Below are 17,391 nucleotides of genomic sequence, written 5' to 3'. Positions count from 1 at the left end.
GCCGCTGCCAGGGAAGGCCGGGCCCGCCGGGCCCGGCCTTCGGCTTTCCGGGGATCGGTCAGGGCCGGCGGACCCAGGCGCCGCGCTTCATCACGCCGCCGACGCGCAGGTCGTCGTCGAGCACCACGAGATCGGCGTGCTTGCCGACCGTGATCGAGCCGATCTCGCCGTCCAGTCCGAGCACGCGGGCGGGGGTGAGCGAGGCCATCAGCGCGGCGTCCACCAGTGAGCGCCCGACCTCCCGCACGGTGCGGCGGAAGGCCACGTCCATCGTGAGCGTGCTGCCGGCGATCGAGCCGCCTCCGGGGGTGTCGGAGGCGAGCCGGGCCACCCCGTCCACGACGTCGACGGTCATCGGGCCGAGCGGGTAGCGCCCGTCGCCCATGCCCGCCGCCGCCATCGCGTCGGTGATCAGCGCCGTACGGCCCGCGCCCGCGGCGTGCATGGCCAGGCGCAGCATCGCCGGGTGCACGTGGACGCCGTCGTTGATCAGCTCGACGGTCACCCGCTCGTCCTGGAGCAGGGCGGCGATCGGTCCGGGCGCGCGGTGGCCGAGCGGCGGCATCGCGTTGTAGAGGTGGGTGGCCACCGTCGCCCCGGCGTCGATCCCCTCGATCGTCTGCTCGTAGGTCGCGTCGCTGTGGCCGAGCGCGGCGACGACGCCCTCGGCGGCGGCCTCCCTGATCACGTCGAGCGCGTTCGGCAGCTCGGGCGCGATCGTCAGCATCCGGACGTGGCCACGCCCGGCCTTCACCAGCGCCCGGAACTCCGCCACGTCGGGCTCGCGCAGCAGTGTGGGCTCGTGCGCGCCGCAACGCGACCTGGCGATGTACGGCCCCTCGAAGTGGATGCCGGCGAGCAGGCCCTGCTCGCACAGGTCGGCGAGCGCGGAGGCGGCCCGCGCGAGCGTGTCGGGCGCGGCGGTGACCAGGCTGGCCATGAGCGTGGTCGAGCCCCGGTTCAGATGAAGGGCCGCGACCGCGGCGGCGGTCTCCGGGTCGCCGTCGGGGAAGCTGCCGCCGGCGCCGCCGTGGCTGTGGATGTCGACGAAGCCGGGGACGACGGCGCGCCCACCCAGGCCGAGCCCGTCGCGCGGAGCCTGCCCGCGCCCGATGTGGGTGATCCTGCCGTCCTCGATGGTGAGCCAGCCGTCGTGGACGCCGTCGGGAGTGACGATGCGGGCATCGGAGAGAGTCACGCTCATGCCGCCATCCTCCCGCGTCCCGCGCGTGCCCGCCGCCCCGGGTCTGCGGGGCGGGACCGGCGGTCAGCGACCGGCCGGAGCGGGCGCGAGAAGGGCGCGTACGTGCGCGGGCACGAGGGACGTCTCGTGCCGGAGCAGAGGGATGAAGGCCGCGACGAGGAAGCCGGGCCCGACCCGCGTGCAGGCCGCAATGACTCACGGCCATCCTCGTGACCGTCGGCGTGCTGGACACCACCTGGATGGCACCTGCCCCGTCGGCTGGGGCGAAGTCCCGAATAAGCAGGTGAGAGCAGGCGGGCGGTCCTGAGCATGGTATCTGCCCGGTGGGCAGCGGCATGCCTGCGGCGCCAGCGGTGGTGCTGGCCTGCTGGACCGCGCTGGCGCTCGTGGTGGCCCTGGCCCGGCTGCGCCCCGGGGCCCTCAGCCCGCCGGCTGACTCAGAGCCAGTCGTTGGCGGCGGCGATGCGTACGGCCTCGTGGCGGTTGCGCGCGCCGGTCTTGTGGATGGCCCGGGTGATGTGGTTCCGCACGGTGCCGGTGCTGAGGCGCATGACCCTCGCGATGTCGGCGACCGTGAGGACGTCCTGGGCGTGGCGGAGCACCGCGACCTCCTACGGAGTGAGCGGGCACGGTTTGGCCAGGGCGATGCGGGCGCAGGCGCTCGCGGCGAGCGCGGCACGCAGGGCGCCCGGCTGACGGAACGCCGAGAGGATCAGGCACCTGGTGGCGGGAGAGCGTCTGCGCAGCCCCGCGACCACCTCCACGCCGTTCGGGGCGTCCTCCTGGACGGCCGCGCCGTCCGACGGCAGGTGCAGGTCGACAAGCGCGATGTGCGGGCGCGTCTCTGCGGCCAGCGCCACCGCCTCCTCGACCCCGCGCGCCGCGCCGACCACCCGCTGTCACGCGTACGCCGCCTTCCCTGGACCGCGAGACGACCAGTTCCGCACCGGCCTGCTCCAGCCGTTCCCGCAGTCCGGTGAGGCCCGCGCCCGGCACCAGGGGCTCCTTCGGCCGTCCGTCGTCCTCGACCGTCAGCCGGCCGGGGCCGAAGATCACCCGGCACGTCCTGGCGCCGCTGTGCTTGGTGACGTTGGTGACGGGGCCTCGCGCAGGAGCCAGGCGAACGGCGCCCTCTGGTGCGCCCTCACCGGACGGCCGAAGACGGCGAGGTCGATCCCCGCCCAGCCCAGCAACTCCCTGGCCTCCTCCAGCTCCGTCACGATGTCCGGGAAGCGCATCTCCTCGACCACCGCCAGGGTGTTGTTCAGAGCGGTGCGCGCCAGCGCCGCGATGCGGCGCAGCTCCTCGCCCGTCGAGGTCTCGGGGTCGTGCTGCGCCGCGACCTCGGCCCGCATGATGAGGGCGACCAGGCCGCGGCCGACCAGATCGTGCAGGTCCCGGGACAGCCTGCGGCGCTCGCGCTCGCCGGCCAGCCGCTCGGACGCCTTCTGGGTCTCCCAGCGGGTGATGGCGAACTCGATGACCTGGTGGATGCCGCTCAACGTCACGTCCCGGCGCGGGTGCGCACCGTGTTCGCCTCGCCGACGGGGACGGCGAGGGGGCCGCGCCGAAGGGTTCACCGACTATTACGGAGATCCTTGGGAAAGGCGACGGAAAAGATGGATTCGCGGGTAACTACTCACGGGTAGATTTACTCGGACGAGGCGAAAGCGGTACAGAAGGAGCCATATGACGGCGAGGATGGGGACGGCGAGGCTCGGCCCGGCAGAACGTACCGCCGCCCTGGCGCGGATGGAGGCGCAGGAACTCGACGTGGTCGTGATCGGCGGCGGCGTGGTCGGCGCCGGCGTCGCGCTCGACGCCGCGACCCGCGGGCTCTCGGTGGGCCTGGTCGAGGCGCGCGACTTCGCCTCCGGCACGTCGTCCCGGTCGTCGAAGCTGATCCACGGCGGGCTGCGTTATCTGGAGCAGCTCAACTTCGACCTCGTCAGGGAGGCCCTGCGGGAGCGGTCGCTGCTGCTCAAGCGGATCGCGCCGCACCTGGTCAGGCCGGTGCCGTTCCTGTACCCGCTGACGCACACGGGCTGGGAGCGGCCGTACATCGGGGCGGGGCTCGCGCTCTACGACACGCTCGGGCTGTCCTTCGGCCTCACGCGTGGCGTGCCGGGGCACCGCCACCTCACCCGCCGCCAGACGCTGCGGGTCGTCCCCTCGTTGCGCAGGTCGGCCTTCACCGGCGCCGTGCAGTACTGGGACGCCCAGGTCGACGACGCCCGCTTCGTGATGACCACGCTGCGCACCGCCGCGACGTACGGCGCGCACGTCGCCTCCCGGGTGCAGGCGGTCGGCTTCCTGCGCGAGGGGGAGCGGGTCACCGGGGTGCGCGTGTGCGACCTGGAGACCGGCGCCGAGCTGGACGTGCGGGCCCGCCAGGTCGTCAACGCGACCGGCGTGTGGACCGACGACATCCAGCAGCTCGTCGGCGGCCGGGGTCAGATCCACGTGCGGGCGTCCAAGGGCATCCACCTGGTGGTGCCGCGCGACCGCATCCACTCGCTCAGCGGGCTCATCATGCGCACCGAGAAGTCGGTGCTGTTCGTCATCCCGTGGGGCCGGCACTGGATCATCGGGACCACCGACACCCGCTGGAACCTCGACAAGGCCCACCCCGCGGCCTCGCGGGCGGACATCGACTACCTGCTCGACCGGGTCAACTCGGTGCTCTCGGTGCCGTTGACCAGGGACGACGTCGAGGGCGTGTACGCCGGCCTGCGGCCGCTGCTGGCCGGGGAGTCCGAGGAGACCTCCAAGCTCTCGCGCGAGCACGTCGTCACCCACCCCGTGCCGGGGCTGGTCATGGTGGCCGGCGGGAAGTTCACGACGTATCGGGTCATGGCGGCCGACGCCGTCGACGCGGTCGCGCACGGCCTCGACCAGCGCGTGCCGCCGTCCTGCACCGACCAGGTGCCGCTCGCCGGCGCGGAGGGCTACCAGGCCCTGTGGAACTCCCGCCACCGCATGGCGCGCTCCTCCGGGCTGCACGTGGCGAGGATCGAGCACCTGCTGGAGCGGTACGGCTCGCTGATCGACGAGGTGCTCGCGATCATCGAGCGCGACCCCTCGCTCGGCCGGCCCCTCGACGGCGCGGACGACCACCTGCGCGCGGAGATCGTGTACGCGGCGACGCACGAGGGCGCCCGGCACCTCAACGACGCGCTGACGCGGCGCACGCGCATCTCGATCGAGACCTTCCACCGGGGGACCGCGGTCGCCCAGGAGGCCGCCGAGCTCATGGCCGGCCCGCTCGGCTGGGACGCCGACCAGGTCAAGCGTGAGGTCGAGTACTACACCAAGCGGGTCGAGGCGGAGCGGGCCTCCCAGGAGCAGGACACCGACCAGGAGGCCGACGCGATCCGCCTCGGCGCGCCGGAGATCGTCCCCGTCGCGCCCCCGCGTGACCTCGCGAAGGCGCCGGGGGACATCAGCTGAAGGGGATCCACGCCCGGTCGGCCAGCGTGGCGGCGTCGCTGACCTTGAGGCCGGTGTCGGACACGGTCCACAGGTCGTCGCCGATGACGAGGGAACGGCGGATGCCCTGGTCGGCCGGGGCGAAGTCGCTCTTCGCGGGCGGCCGCGGGTGGGTCACGACGCCCAGCTTGGTGATCTCGCGGTCGCCGACGCGCAGCGCGAGGGCCGCGCTGCCCGCGATCCCGCCCTCGGCCCAGTTCTGGAGCGGGAGCACGGCCAGCCCGGTGGCGGGCCAGTAGAGGAAGGCGTGCGGGTCCCACTCGGCCTCCGAGCCGGACTCCTTCTGGTGGAACCGCGACAGCACCGCGGGCGCGGCCGGGTCGGAGACGTCGAACAGCGAGATCTGCGTGCCGAGCACCCGGCCCTTCTCGCTCGCCTCCTGGCCGATGCCGATGAGCCGCCCCTCGCCCGCCGGGTGGAGGTAGGCGGAGAAACCGGTGATCTTCAGCTCGCCGGTGACCTTCGGCGCGGCCGGGTCCCGCAGGTCCAGCGTGTACAGGGGGTCGGTCTGGCGGAACGTCACCACGTAACCGAGGCCGTCCATGAACCGCACCGAGTAGATCCGCTCGCCCTTGCCGAGGCCCGTCACCGAGCCCGTCTGGGCGAGCGTGCCGGCGTCCAGCACGTACACGCCGCTCTCGCTCGTGCCCCGGCTCGCGTCGAACACCTCGGCGCCGCTGGTCGTCGCCACCCGCAGGTGACCGTCGTACTCCGACAGGGAGTACTGGTTCAGCAGCCGTCCCGGCACGGAGCCCGACGTGACGTAGCGCGGGGCGCCGGGGGCGGAGACGTCGAAGCGGTGCACCTCCGTGCGCTCGGGCGGCGCCGCCGGGGTGGCCGTGGGCGCGGCGGCCGACGAGTCGGGCAGCGGCACCACGTCGATCGGGCGGGCCGACCACCAGCGGGGATTGCTGGTGACGTAGAGGCTGCCCGCCGTTCCGTACACGGTGTCGCCGTCGGCCGCGACCGCGATCGGCGTGAGCGAGCCGAACGGCGTGGCGGCGGCCAGGTCGATCGTGTGGATGGTCAGCATCGAGGTGCCGGTGAACCGGTCGGGGTGGCTGACCTGGTCGCAGCCGACCCGCTCGGTGCGGCTCGCGCCGCCGGACTCGACGTCGTACGACGGCAGCCACGCGTCGGCGGGGGCGGACAGCACGGCCTTCCGGTTGCCTTCGAGCAGTTCCTTCTCCGATTCGTCCTGCTTCGGCGTCGGGAAGGCGATCTCCGGCTGCGACCGGACGACGAGCCGCACCGTGGAGCCGACCTGCCGGGCGTCGACGTGCTGCCCGTGCACGGTCATCGCGCCGAGGACGCGCGGCTCGCCGGACAGGTCCACGAGCACATACCTCGGGCCGCCGGGGCCGACCCGGGTCTTGGCCGTCGCCCCGAACGGGACGATCCCGCCGCCCTGGAACAGCACGAGCGCGCGGTCGCCCTGGACCAGCAGGTCGGCCTGGGCCCACGACTGGTCCTCGGCGACGAGCCGCAGCGTCCCGGTGACCTTCCGGGTCCTCGCGTCCACGACGCGCAGCACGCCCCTGGTGACCGTGATCACCCGGTCGCCGTCGGTCTTGACCAGGTCGGGCTCGTCCACGCCCGCCTCGTGCGTGTTCGTGGTCGAGTACGACTGCTGCTCGGGCGTCGCCCGCTTGGCCGCGGCGGCGTCGGTGACCGCGTAGAGCATGGCGTCCCCGAAGCCCCAGGGGGTCACGTTCCGCGCGGCCGCCTGCCGCAGCCCCTCCGTCATCTCGTCGCAGCCGGAGTACGCGACGAGCCGTACCTTGCCGGTCAGGTCCGTGGGAGGGGGCGGGAAGTCCTGTGTCGTACGGCCCCCCGCGCAGCCCGTGGCTCCCGTGGCCAGCAGCGCGGCGAGAATGCCCGCCGTACGAATCGATGTCCTCATGCCCCCAAGACGGATCACCTCCCGTCCCGGTTCGACGGCCACGGCCGATTGGAGCTCCGGCATTACTTACCGGTAGCCACGAGCGGGGGTCCGGAATATTCTTCCGCCATGGGTGCCATGAATCGGACGCTCGACGCGGCCATGGTCGACCGGATCCTCACGCACGTCTCCTCCGAGGGCAAGACGAGGGAGATCGTCACGCCGTTCACCGGCGAGGTCCTGGCCGAGGTCCCGATCTCCACCCCCGAGGACGTCCGCGCGGCGTACGCCAGGGCGAGGGCGGCACAGGAGGCCTGGGCGGCGCTGCCGGTCCGGGAGCGGATCAGGCCCTTCCTGCGGCTCCACGACGCGATGCTCGACCGTCGCCGGGAGCTACTCGACATCGTGCAGTGGGAGACCGGCAAGGCGCGGCGCCACGCGTACGAGGAAGTGGCGGACGTGGCGGGCTGCACGCTCTACTACGCGCGGCGGGCGCCCGGACTGCTGGAGCCGCAGCGCAGGCAGGGCATCTTCCCGATCGCCACCCGCACGGCCGAGCTGCGCCACCCCAAGGGCGTCGTCGCGGTGATCAGCCCATGGAACTACCCGCTGGCCCTCGGCGTCACCGACGTGGTCCCCGCGCTGATCGCGGGCAACGCGGTCGTGCACAAGCCCGACACCCAGACCCCGCTGTCCACGCTGTGGACGATCGACCTGCTGGCCGAGCTGGGCATGCCGCGCGACATCTGGCAGGTCGTGCTCGGCGATCCGGAGGACGTCGGCGACCCGCTGATCGACGGTGCCGACTACGTGGCGTTCACCGGCTCGACGCGCGGCGGGCGCAGGATCGCCGAGGAGGCGGCCAAGCGGCTCATCGGCTGCTCCCTCGAGCTCGGCGGCAAGAACCCGATGATCGTGCTCGACGACGCCGACCTCGACGTGGCCGCCCAGGGCGCGATCCGGGCCTGCTTCACCAACGCGGGCCAGCTGTGCATCTCGATCGAGCGCCTCTACGTGCACGAGGCGATCGCCGACGCCTTCCGTGACAAGTTCGTCCGGGCGGTGGAGAACATGAGGATCGGCCCCGGCCTCGACTGGGACGTGCAGATGGGCTCGCTCACGTCCCAGAGGCAGCTCGACGGGGTGTCGGCGCACGTCGAGGACGCCGTGGCCAAGGGCGCCACGGTGCTGACGGGCGGCAGGCCGCGCCCCGACCTCGGCCCGTTCTTCTACGAGCCGACCGTCCTCGACGGCGTCGGCGAGGACATGGCCGTCTGCAGGGACGAGACGTTCGGGCCGGTCGTGTCGCTCTACCGCTTCAGGAACGAGGACGAGGCGGTGCACGCGGCCAACGACACCGCGTACGGGCTGAACGCCTCCATCTGGACCAGGGACGTCGCGCGGGGCCGCCGCCTCGCCACCCTGATCAAGGCGGGCACCGTCAACATCAACGAGGGGTACGGCTCGGCGTACGCCTCCTACGACGCGCCGATGGGCGGGATGAAGTCGTCCGGGCTCGGCCGCCGCCACGGCACCGAGGGCCTGCTGAAGTACACGGAGGTCCAGACGGTGGCCAGCCAGGCGACCTGGCTGGGCTTCGAGCCGATCCTCGGCATGACCTACGACAAGTACGCCGACACGCTCGCGGGGCTGCTCAAGACGATGAAGCGGCTGCACCTCAAGTAAGAAGGAAGGCGGGGCGTTGGACTACGACGTCGCGGTGATCGGGTCGGGGTTCGGCGGGAGCGTGACCGCGCTGCGGCTCACCGAGAAGGGCTATTCGGTCGGCGTCCTGGAGGCCGGCCGGCGGTTCGACGAGAAGACCCTGCCGAAGACCTCCTGGCGGGCCGGGGACTTCCTGTTCGCGCCCGCGCTCGGCCTGAAGGGCATCCAGCGCATCCACGTCCTGCGCGGCTCCAACGGCGTGATGGTGCTGGCGGGCGCGGGGGTGGGCGGCGGCTCGCTCGTCTACGCCAACACCCTCTACGAGCCGCTCGACCCGTTCTTCCGCGATCCCCAGTGGGCGCACATCACCGACTGGAAGGCCGAGCTCGCGCCCTACTACGACCAGGCAAGGCGGATGCTGGGCGTGGTGGACAACCCCACGGTCACCGCCGCCGACGAGGTGATGAAGAAGGTCGCCGAGCGGATGGGCGTCGGCCACACGTTCCGTCTCGCCCCTGTCGGGGTGTTCTTCGGCGAGCCCGGCGTCGGGGTGGACGACCCCTACTTCGGCGGAGTGGGGCCGCGCCGCCGCGGCTGCACCGAGTGCGGGGAGTGCATGACCGGCTGCCGCCACGGCGCCAAGAACATGCTGATCAAGAACTACCTCTACCTGGCCGAGAAGGCCGGGGCGAAGGTCCACCCGGAGACCACCGTGACCGGCGTGCGGCCCATCGAGGGCGGCTACGAGATCACGGTGAGGCGCACAGGGCCGTTCGGCCCCACCCGCACGCTGACCGCCGGGCAGGTGGTCTTCGCCGCCGGGACGTACGGCACGCAGCACCTGCTCCACCGGCTCAGGGCGTCCACACTGCCCCGGATCTCGCCCCGGCTCGGCGCGCTGACCAGGACGAACTCCGAGGCCCTGCTCGGCTTCGAACGCCTCACCACGAAGGGCGCCAAGCTCAACCGCGGCGTGGCGATCACGTCCTCGATCCATCCGGACGCCGAGACGCACATCGAGCCGGTCCGGTACGGCGACGGCTCCAACGCCATGGGCCTGCTGCGCACGCTGCTCGTGGACGGGGGCGGGCGGGTGCCGCGCTGGCTGAAGTTCGTCGGTGCGGCCCTGCGGCGGCCCCATCTGCTGCCCCGGCTGTTCAACCACCGCAGGTGGTCGGAGCGCACGGTCATCGCCCTCGTCATGCAGGCCAAGGACAACTCGATCACGCTCTCGCTGAAGGGCGGGAAGCTGCGGGCGGGCCCGGGCCACGGCGAGCCGAACCCCACCTGGATCCCCGCCGGGCACGAGGCCGTCCGCCTGGCGGCCGAGGAGATCGGCGGCCTTCCCGGCGGCTCCTGGCTCGACCTGTTCGACATCCCGGCGACGGCGCACTTCCTCGGCGGCTGCGCGATCGGCGACTCGGCCGAGACCGGGGTGATCGACCCCTACCACCGGGTCTACGGATACGAGGGTCTGCACATCGTGGACGGCTCGGCCGTGTCGGCCAACCTCGGCGTGAACCCCTCGCTCACGATCACCGCCCAGGCCGAGCGCGCGATGGCGCTGTGGCCGAACAAGGGCGAGCCGGACCCGCGCCCCGCCCTCGGCTCCGCGTACGTGCGGCTCGGGCCGGTCGCGCCCGTGCGGCCGGTGGTCCCCATGTCGGCGCCGGGCGCGCTGCGCCTGCCGATCGTGGGCATCACGTCAGGGGGGACGGCAGCGGACGGCGGTGCACCACGTCGAGACGGGACACCGCGCGGGTGAGCGCCACGTAGAGCCTGCCCAGCCCGCGCTCCTCGGCCGCGACGATCTCGGCGGGCTCGGCCAGCACGACGTGGTCGTACTCCAGGCCCTTGCACAGGGTGGCGGGCACCACGGAGATCCGCACGGACGGGTCGGGCGTGGGGCCGTCGGCGACGGCCAGCCCGGCGTCCGCGAGCGCGGCGCGCAGGCGGCCGGCCGACGCGTCGGCGGCGATGACGCCGATCGAGCCCTCGTGGCCGAGCGCCTCGCGCACCGCCGTCACGACCGCCCGGTCGTCCCCGCGCAGCACGCGCAGCCGGCCGTCGCGCCGGAAGGACCGGGAGAGCGGCACCTCCACCGGGAGTTCGGCCAGCAGGCGGTTGGCGAGCTCGACGACGGCGGCGGGCGTGCGGAAGCCGGTGGTGAGCGCCATGACCTCGGCGTCCGGCTTGCCCAGGTGGGCCATCTGCTCGCCCCAGTCGCGGGCCGCCCACGGGGTCGTGCCCTGCGCCAGGTCGCCGAGCACGGTGAGCGAGCCGTGCTCGCTGCGCCGGGCGACGGCCCTGCACTGCATCGGCGACAGGTCCTGCGCCTCGTCGACGATCACGTGGCCGTATCCCCGCGGGCGCTCGACCAGGCCGGCGAGCTCGTCGAGCAGGATCAGGTCGGCGGCCGTCCAGGCGGCGCTCCGGTAGGTGCGCGGCGGTCTCGCCCAGGCGATCGCCGCCCGCTCGGCCGCCGTGAGCACGCCCTCGGCGGCCTCCGAGGGGTCGCGGAGCACCTCGAACAGCACCTCCTCGGGGCGTACGGCCGGCCAGAAGGCGTCCACGGCGGAGGCGACGGCCCGGGTGGTCCTGCGCGTCCACGCCGTGTCGATCGTCCGGCCGCGGGCCTCCGCCCGGCTCCGCACGAGCGACGCCACGCGGGCGATGACGCGCTCGCGGCCCACGCCGTACGGCATCGCCTCGCGCCGGGTCTCCTCGACCACGTGGCGCAGTTCGTCCTGCGAGACCCGCCAGCGGGAGGAGCCGTCGGCGACGGCGAGCGGCTCCGCGGGCTCGCGGACGCGCCGGTGGAGCGCCCTGCGCAGCACCTCGGCCATGCGCACGTCGTGCTTGACCACGGCGGCGTCCGGGCCGTCGATCCCCTTGACCGGGACCCGGGAGAGGAGCGCGTCCAGCGTGGTCTGCTCGACGTCGACCTCGCCCAGGGCCGGCAGCACCGCCGAGATGTAGCCGAGGAAGGCCCGGTTCGGGCCGAGCACGAGCACACCGCCACGCGACAGCCGCTTGCGGTGGGCGTAGAGCAGGTAGGCGGCGCGATGCAGGCCGACGGCGGTCTTGCCGGTGCCGGGCGCGCCCTGGACGCACAGGGACTCCTCCAGGCCGGCGCGGACCAGGTCGTCCTGCTCCGGCTGGATGGTGGCGACGATGTCGCGCATCGGCCCGACCCGGGGGCGTTCGATCTCGGCCGTCAGGATCCGCCCGGCGCCGCCCAGATCCACGCCGAGGTCGAGGCGCTCGTCCTCGAAGCCGGTCAGCTCGCCGCCGGCCCAGCCGAAGCGCCGCCGTACGGCCACGCCCCGGGGATCCCGGGCCGACGCCTGGTAGAACCTCCGCGAGACCGGCGCCCTCCAGTCGATCACCAGAGGTTGGGTGCCGCCGTCGGCCGAGACGTGGCGGCGGCCGATGTGGTAGCGCCGCCCGGCGTGCTCGCCGGCCTCGGGGCCGCAGTCGAGGCGCCCGAAGAACGGCGGCCCTCCGTCGTCCTCGCTCAGCTCCTTCGCCAGGCTCTTGAGATGACGGCCCAGCCGCTCGGCGCTGTAGCGGTCGCCCGCCACGGTCTCCCCGACGACCACGTTGTGCCGGGCGCCGTCCAGCATCCGGCGCAGGCCCTCCCTGCAGCGTTCGACGTACGCCTGCTCCTCCTCCAGCGGGGTCATCCGCCGTCTCCTTCCCCCGGTTTCGTAGGGGCATGGAACAGCAACTCGGTTAAAAATGCAACTCGGTTAAGTTTTCTCGGCGATGCTGCTAGCCTGTGCGCATGGTCGAGGGGCTGCGGACGCGGAAGAAGGAGCGGACCCGCCAGGCCATCTCCGAGGTCGCGATCGCGATGTTCCTGGAACACGGCTTCGACCGGGTGGGCGTGGCCGAGATCGCCGCCGCGGCGGAGGTCTCCAAGCCCACGTTGTTCCGGTACTTCCCCTCCAAAGAGGATCTGGTCCTGCATCGGATCGCCGACCACAGGGGAGAGGCGGCGGCCGTGGTGCGCGCCCGCCCGGCGGGGCGGACCCCGCTGGACGCGCTGCACGACGCCTTCATGGCCGGACTGGACGCCCGCGAGCCGACCACCGGCCTGTGCGACCACCCGGCGGTCATGGCCTACCACCGCCTCGTGTTCGACACCCCCAGCCTGGCGTCCCGCGTGGCCGAGTACGCCGTGGCGGACACGGAGGCGCTGGCGCAGGCGTTGAACGAGGCGGCGGGTCCCGACGCAGGTCCCGCGCCGCGCCTGACGTCGCGCCTGGTGGCCGCGCAGTACGTCGCCGTCCGGCAGATCCTGGCCAGGGACAACTATGCGGCGCTGGCGTCCGGCCGGACGGCCGGCGAGGTGTACGGCGAGGCCGTCGCCGCCGCCGGCACCGCCTTCGAACTGCTACGGCACGGCGCTCGGGCGCACGGCCTGTGACCCATCGCCGAGATCGCTGAGGCGGTCTACGCTCAACGCGTGCAGACCGAGGGGCCCAGCAGGACCGCGCTCCACACGGCGGCGGCGCGCGCCGCCCACCTGATCGTCGACGGGGAGCCGGTCGTCTTCCGCGACCCGTTCGCGTACGCCCTGCTGGGCGAGCGCGCCGAGCGCTACGTGCGCCCGCACCGCGAGATGGCGGACCACCCCGTCGTCGCCGGGCTGCGTGCGGCCGTGGTCACCCGAGGCCGCTACACCGAGGACCGCCTGGCCGGCGCCGTACGGCGTGGCGTCCGCCAGTACGTGATCCTCGGCGCGGGGCTGGACACCTACGCCTGCAGGTCGGCCTCGGGTTCCGTGGAGGTCTTCGAGGTGGACCACCCGGGCACCCAGCGCTGGAAGCGGGAGGCGTCGGCACGCGCGGGTCTCCCGGCGCCGCCCCGCCTCACGTACGTCCCCGCGGACATCGAGGCCGGGGAGTGCCCCGTCGACCGGCTCGTCGCGCACGGCTTCGACCTCGCCCGGCCGGCGTTCGCGAGCTGGCTCGGCGTGACCGTCTATCTCACTCGCGAGGCCGTCGCGCGTACGCTGGCCGGGCTCGGCCGCCTCGCCCCCGGCAGCGAGATCGTCGTGGACCACCTGCTGCCCGAGGCCCTGCGCGGCCCGCGCGCCAAGGCGTACGCCGAGACCCTGATGCCGCTGGTGGCGGACGACGGTGAGCCCTGGCTGACCTTCCTGAGCCCGCGAGAGGCGGCGGGCCTGCTGGAGGAGCACGGCTACGAGGTGGTCGAGCAGGTGCCGGAGTGCGACGCCGCGGGCCCCGCCCTCCGGGAGCGTGCGGACGCCCTGGCCGCCAGCGGGATCTCGGTGATCACCCACGCCCGCCGGAGGGCCTGACGGGGCCGGTCCCCGCGCCGGGTCGGCGCAGGCACGCCCGGGCGGGCAGCGTCACCGCGCCGATAGACTGGCGTTACCGCCTCGCTGCCTTCATGGGGGTCCTTTCCAGTGTCTGAGTTCGACACGGTCCTCGTCGTTGACTTCGGCGCGCAATACGCGCAGCTGATCGCACGACGGGTGCGTGAGTGCAACGTCTACTCCGAGATCGTCCCGTCGTCGATGCCGGTGTCGGAGATGCTGGCCAGGAAGCCCAAGGCGATCATCCTGTCCGGCGGCCCTTCGTCGGTGTACGCCGAGGGCGCCCCGCCGGTGCCCGACGGCCTGTTTGAGACCGGCGTGCCGACCTTCGGCATCTGCTACGGCTTCCAGGCCATGGCCCGGGCGCTCGGGGGCGAGGTCGCCAGGACCGACTCCGCCGAGTTCGGCGGGACCGCGCTCAAGGTCCTCCAGGAGGGCCTGCTGTTCGCCGGCCTGCCCGTCGCGCAGACCGTCTGGATGTCCCACGGCGACTCCGTGGTCGGCGCCCCCGCCGGGTTCGCCGTCACCGCCGCCACCGACGCCACCCCGGTCGCCGCGATGGAGGACCCCTCGCGCGGCCTGTACGGCGTGCAGTTCCACCCCGAGGTGCTCCACTCCGAGCACGGGCAGCAGGTGCTCAAGCACTTCCTCGAGGCGGCCGGGTGCCGCCCCTCGTGGACCATGCTCAACATCGTCGAGGACGCCGTGGAGGCCGTGCGCGCCCAGGTGGGCGACGGCCGGGCGATCTGCGCGCTGTCGGGCGGCGTCGACTCCGCCGTCGCCGCCGCGATCGTCCAGCGGGCCATCGGCGACCGGCTGACCTGCGTCTTCGTCGACCACGGGCTGCTGCGCAAGGGCGAGGCCGAGCAGGTCGAGCGCGACTTCGTCGAGGTGACCGGCGTCAAGCTGCGCGTCGTGGACGCCTCGGAGCGCTTCCTCAAGGCGCTGTCGGGCGTCACCGACCCGGAGGAGAAGCGCAAGATCATCGGCCGGGAGTTCATCCGGGTCTTCGAGGACGAGCAGCGCGCGATCCTCGCGGACGGGCCGGTGGACTTCCTCGTGCAGGGCACGCTCTACCCGGACGTGGTCGAGTCCGGCGGCGGCACCGGCACCGCGAACATCAAGTCGCACCACAACGTGGGCGGGCTGCCCGAGGACCTCAAGTTCGAACTGGTCGAGCCGCTGCGCACGCTGTTCAAGGACGAGGTGCGGCGGGCCGGCGAGGAGCTGGGCCTGCCCGCGGCGATGGTCTGGCGCCAGCCGTTCCCCGGGCCCGGCCTCGGCATCCGGATCATCGGCGAGGTCACCCGCGAGCGCCTCGACCTGCTGCGCGAGGCCGACGCCATCGCCCGCGAGGAGCTCACCCGCGCCGGTCTCGACCGCGACATCTGGCAGTGCCCGGTCGTGCTGCTCGCCGACGTCCGCTCGGTCGGCGTGCAGGGCGACGGCCGCACCTACGGCCATCCCGTCGTCCTGCGGCCGGTGACCTCCGAGGACGCCATGACCGCCGACTGGGCGCGGGTGCCGTACGACGTGCTGTCGCGCATCTCCACCCGGATCACCAACGAGGTCCGGGAGGTCAACCGGGTGGTCCTCGACGTGACGAGCAAGCCGCCGGGCACCATCGAGTGGGAGTGACCGCGGACCACTGATCGGGGATCAATGAGTGGGGATCAATCGGATTGATCCCGGCCGTGCCGGATAGAGTGGCGCGGTGTGATTGCCACTCACCCCGTCACCGATCGGTCAGGTGCGAAGGTCACCCGGCTCGCATGGCTCGACGCCCTGCGGGGGATCGGCGCGATGGCGGTGGTCGCCGAGCACGCGCTGCCCTGGCTCATGCCGTCGCTGCGCCCCTACTGGTTCAGCCTCGGCATGTACGGCGTGCTGGTCTTCTTCCTGGTCAGCGGGTACATCATCCCCGCGTCCCTGGAGAACAGGGGCGACGTCGGAGCGTTCTGGGTCAGCCGGGTGTTCCGGCTGTACCCGCTCTACCTGCTGGTGATCGCCGCCGTGCTCGTCATGGCGTTCTGGGTTCCGGTGCGCCAGGAGGTGCCCCGGCATGCGTCGGCCGTGGCCGCGCACGTGAGCATGCTGCTCGACGTCGTCCACACCGGCGCCCTGGCCGACCCGATGTGGACGCTGTCGTACGAGATGGTGTTCTACCTGTTGGTGACCGCGCTGTTCGTGGGCGGGGTGCACCGGCGCAGCGGGACGCTGGCGATCGCCTTCGGCGCCGTGGCGGTCGCCGCCGGACTGGTGCTGTCGGCGCCGCTGCTGCCCGGGCCGTGGCCCGCCGTCGCCGCCTGCGTGCTGTTCCTCGCCGGTCTGGCCTGTCTGATCACCGGCCGGTTCCGCACGGTCGCGGCGTACGCGCTGGGCCTGATGGCGCTCGTGCTGCTCGTGTTCGGCAGCTTCGTGCCGTGGTTCGGCGCGGCCATCCTCGCGGTGATGTTCACGGGGACGGCCCTGTACCGCTGGGAGCGGGGCACGGGCGGGCTCGGCCCGGTCGTGGCCGCGGCGGCCCTGGTGGCCGCCGCGCCGGTGTGGTCGATCCAGGCGGGCTGGTGGTGGGTGCAGCCCGACGTGTGGATCACCACCATCGTCCTCGCCGGCGGGACGTTCGCGCTCGGCATGGTGCTGCGCGGGCGGCGCGTCCCCGGCGTGCTGACCTGGCTCGGCCTGATCAGCTACTCGGTCTACCTGGTGCACCACCCGCTGCTCAAGTATCTGAACGCCCTCGCCGGAGACCTGCGGTCGCTCACGCCGACCGGCCAGGCGGCCGTCGCGCTGGGCTATCTCGTGGCGCTGCTCACGCTGAGCTGGCTGACCTATCGCTTCGTGGAGGCCCCGGCCCAGGCGCTGGGCCGCAGGATCACTCGACGGCGGTCGTCGTCTCCATCGTCCCCGACCGGTCGGGATATACCTGTCCCGGGGTGAGCTCCTGGCCCTCGAGCAGGGTGGACACCGTCACGAAGCTGTAGCCCTCCGCGGTCAGCGTCTGGAGCACCTCGGGCATCGACTCCACCGTCTCCTTGACGGTCTCGTGCATCAGCACGACCTCGCCCTCCCCGGCCACATCCAGGGCCCGGGTGGTGAGAAGGTCCACATGCCGGTAATCCTTGATGTAGTCCTTCGTGGCGGTCGTGCCGGGCACCTGGATGAGCCCGAACTTGGCGGTGATCTCCTCCACGCCGCCGTTGCGCAGCCCGCCGGGCGCGCGGAAGAGCTTCGGCGTCTTCCCCGTCGTCTTCTTGATCAGTCGCTGGGTGTCGCCGATCTTCTTGTTGATCTGGGCGTACGTCAGCTCGGTCAGATAGCTGGCGTCCCACGAGTGGTTGCCGATCTCGTGGCCCGACTTGGCGATCTGCTGAGTGAGCTTCGGGTGCTTCTTCACCTCGGTGCCGATGAGGAAGAACGTCGCCTTCGCCTTGTAGGTGGCGAGGGTCTTCAGCAGGGTCTGCAGGTATGGCCCCGGACCGTCGTCGAAGGTCAGGGCGATGCATTTGTGGGTCGCGCAGTACGGTTCATCGGTCCCGCGAGCCTGCGCAGGAGTGGCGGCGGCCGCGGCGAGGGCGCACGCGACGGCCAGAGGGATCAGACGACGTACAGCCATGGGATAACTCCTCGGGGGGATCTATAACGCGGCATCGTAACGTGCTCCGCGTAACTTCCTCCTCTTCAGTCCGGTTTCGTACTGACCGGAAACCTTCGTCCACCTGGGATGGGAGCGATTAAACCTTCGGCCAAGGAAGGGACTAAGGCTGCCCCCTCGCGAGTGGGGTTCGCGATGCTGGGCCGGTC

At 72.7% G+C, this 17,391-nt stretch carries 14 protein-coding genes; 7 read left to right on the top strand and 7 right to left on the bottom strand.

All coding sequences use genetic code 11. From position 1 onward, the window contains the following. Positions 1-58: 58 nt before the first annotated feature. The 4 genes from nagA to FLW16_RS27675 form a co-directional block, all read right to left on the bottom strand. Positions 59-1,204, bottom strand: coding sequence for an N-acetylglucosamine-6-phosphate deacetylase (nagA, locus tag FLW16_RS27690; RefSeq protein WP_142563082.1), 1,146 nt, complete (start codon positions 1,202-1,204; stop codon positions 59-61). Between the two features lie 437 nt (positions 1,205-1,641). After that, positions 1,642-1,806, bottom strand: a complete 165-nt coding sequence (locus FLW16_RS27685) for a LuxR C-terminal-related transcriptional regulator (protein WP_142563081.1) — start codon at positions 1,804-1,806, stop codon at positions 1,642-1,644. A gap of 9 nt (positions 1,807-1,815) precedes the next feature. Next, entirely contained in the window at positions 1,816-2,097 is a 282-nt protein-coding gene (locus FLW16_RS27680) for a response regulator (protein WP_142563080.1), read from the bottom strand. Positions 2,098-2,256: 159 nt separating this feature from the next. Next, on the bottom strand, positions 2,257-2,706 hold the full coding sequence (locus FLW16_RS27675) for a histidine kinase (RefSeq protein WP_185949619.1): 450 nt from the start codon (positions 2,704-2,706) through the stop codon (positions 2,257-2,259). A gap of 187 nt (positions 2,707-2,893) precedes the next feature. Here FLW16_RS27675 and FLW16_RS27670 point away from each other — a divergent pair, with 187 nt between their 5' ends. After that, positions 2,894-4,654 (top strand): glycerol-3-phosphate dehydrogenase/oxidase, encoded by a 1,761-nt coding sequence (locus FLW16_RS27670; protein WP_142563078.1) that lies wholly within the window; start codon positions 2,894-2,896, stop codon positions 4,652-4,654. Here FLW16_RS27670 and FLW16_RS27665 read toward each other — a convergent pair. Beyond that, complete coding sequence (locus FLW16_RS27665) at positions 4,647-6,596, bottom strand: beta-propeller domain-containing protein (protein ID WP_142563077.1); 1,950 nt, start codon at positions 6,594-6,596, stop codon at positions 4,647-4,649. The genes FLW16_RS27670 and FLW16_RS27665 overlap by 8 nt on opposite strands. Before the next feature lie 108 nt (positions 6,597-6,704). Here FLW16_RS27665 and FLW16_RS27660 point away from each other — a divergent pair, with 108 nt between their 5' ends. Together FLW16_RS27660 and FLW16_RS27655 are read left to right on the top strand one after the other, a co-directional pair. Next, the gene (locus FLW16_RS27660) at positions 6,705-8,261 is read left to right on the top strand and encodes a succinic semialdehyde dehydrogenase (RefSeq protein WP_142563076.1); all 1,557 of its coding nucleotides are present in this window, start codon (positions 6,705-6,707) and stop codon (positions 8,259-8,261) included. 16 nt (positions 8,262-8,277) lie between these two features. Next, positions 8,278-10,005: an FAD-dependent oxidoreductase gene (locus tag FLW16_RS27655; protein ID WP_142563075.1), complete on the top strand. Its 1,728-nt coding sequence runs from the start codon at positions 8,278-8,280 to the stop codon at positions 10,003-10,005. On the opposite strand, the gene FLW16_RS27650 is transcribed toward FLW16_RS27655, so the two are convergent. Next, complete coding sequence (locus FLW16_RS27650; protein ID WP_142563074.1) at positions 9,941-11,926, bottom strand: AAA family ATPase; 1,986 nt, start codon at positions 11,924-11,926, stop codon at positions 9,941-9,943. The genes FLW16_RS27655 and FLW16_RS27650 overlap by 65 nt on opposite strands. A 101-nt stretch (positions 11,927-12,027) precedes the next feature. On the opposite strand from FLW16_RS27650, the gene FLW16_RS27645 reads away from it, so the two are divergent. The 4 genes from FLW16_RS27645 to FLW16_RS27630 all read left to right on the top strand — a co-directional run bounded on the left by FLW16_RS27645 (position 12,028) and on the right by FLW16_RS27630 (position 16,527). Then, positions 12,028-12,672, top strand: coding sequence for a TetR/AcrR family transcriptional regulator (locus FLW16_RS27645; protein WP_142563073.1), 645 nt, complete (start codon positions 12,028-12,030; stop codon positions 12,670-12,672). 39 nt (positions 12,673-12,711) lie between these two features. Then, complete coding sequence (locus tag FLW16_RS27640) at positions 12,712-13,569, top strand: class I SAM-dependent methyltransferase (RefSeq protein ID WP_142563072.1); 858 nt, start codon at positions 12,712-12,714, stop codon at positions 13,567-13,569. A 108-nt stretch (positions 13,570-13,677) separates the two neighbouring features. After that, positions 13,678-15,225: a glutamine-hydrolyzing GMP synthase gene (gene guaA / locus FLW16_RS27635; RefSeq protein WP_142563071.1), complete on the top strand. Its 1,548-nt coding sequence runs from the start codon at positions 13,678-13,680 to the stop codon at positions 15,223-15,225. A 78-nt stretch (positions 15,226-15,303) separates the two neighbouring features. Further along, positions 15,304-16,527, top strand: a complete 1,224-nt coding sequence (locus FLW16_RS27630) for an acyltransferase (RefSeq protein ID WP_260615639.1) — start codon at positions 15,304-15,306, stop codon at positions 16,525-16,527. Here the strand turns inward: FLW16_RS27630 and FLW16_RS27625 are convergent. After that, complete coding sequence (locus FLW16_RS27625) at positions 16,463-17,203, bottom strand: polysaccharide deacetylase family protein (RefSeq protein ID WP_142563070.1); 741 nt, start codon at positions 17,201-17,203, stop codon at positions 16,463-16,465. The genes FLW16_RS27630 and FLW16_RS27625 overlap by 65 nt on opposite strands. Positions 17,204-17,391 lie beyond the last annotated feature (188 nt).

The organism is Microbispora sp. KK1-11, from assembly GCF_006874435.1.
In the GTDB taxonomy this organism is placed as follows: domain Bacteria; phylum Actinomycetota; class Actinomycetes; order Streptosporangiales; family Streptosporangiaceae; genus Microbispora; species Microbispora catharanthi.
This window is presented reverse-complemented; position numbering and strand designations above follow the sequence as displayed.

Excerpts from the sequence above, each read along its gene's own strand:
- FLW16_RS27665 (WP_142563077.1), bottom strand. The coding sequence starts at position 6,596 with ATGAGGACATCGATTCGTACGGCGGGCATTCTCGCCGCGCTGCTGGCC.
- nagA (WP_142563082.1), bottom strand. The coding sequence starts at position 1,204 with ATGAGCGTGACTCTCTCCGATGCCCGCATCGTCACTCCCGACGGCGTC.
- FLW16_RS27645 (WP_142563073.1), top strand. The coding sequence starts at position 12,028 with ATGGTCGAGGGGCTGCGGACGCGGAAGAAGGAGCGGACCCGCCAGGCC.
- FLW16_RS27650 (WP_142563074.1), bottom strand. The coding sequence starts at position 11,926 with ATGACCCCGCTGGAGGAGGAGCAGGCGTACGTCGAACGCTGCAGGGAG.
- FLW16_RS27670 (WP_142563078.1), top strand. The coding sequence starts at position 2,894 with ATGACGGCGAGGATGGGGACGGCGAGGCTCGGCCCGGCAGAACGTACC.
- FLW16_RS27625 (WP_142563070.1), bottom strand. The coding sequence starts at position 17,203 with ATGGCTGTACGTCGTCTGATCCCTCTGGCCGTCGCGTGCGCCCTCGCC.
- FLW16_RS27660 (WP_142563076.1), top strand. The coding sequence starts at position 6,705 with ATGGGTGCCATGAATCGGACGCTCGACGCGGCCATGGTCGACCGGATC.